Source organism: Bacillus sp. SIMBA_031 (assembly GCF_046535225.1).
Lineage (GTDB): Bacteria > Bacillota > Bacilli > Bacillales > Bacillaceae > Bacillus > Bacillus velezensis.
In genome coordinates this window covers 1-258 of sequence record NZ_JAWRXC010000412.1, presented here as the reverse complement: position 1 = coordinate 258, position 258 = coordinate 1, and the positions used below count along the sequence as shown (strand labels likewise).

The 258-nt window shown below is 59.7% G+C and carries 1 protein-coding gene; it reads left to right on the top strand.

From position 1 onward, the window contains the following. A partial coding sequence (locus SB724_RS20830; protein ID WP_410572852.1) for a hypothetical protein occupies positions 1–258 on the top strand: 258 nt, incomplete at both ends.

Below are 258 nucleotides of genomic sequence, written 5' to 3'. Positions count from 1 at the left end.
CGACCTGCTCGACTTCAATACCGCGAGCTCGGAAAAAATCCACCTGGAAGGCGCCAGCCTCTTCCAGTCGACACTGTTCATGACCTTCGCGCTGATCGCTGGATGCGCTGCCATTCTGATTGCGGCCGTCATCTTTGCGATTACCGGCATTGCCCGGCCGATCGAAGCCATCACGACGTCGATGAAGGTTCTCGCGGGTGGCAACGATGAGGCGGCCATCCCCTTCTCGGGACGTTCGGACGAAATCGGCGACATGGC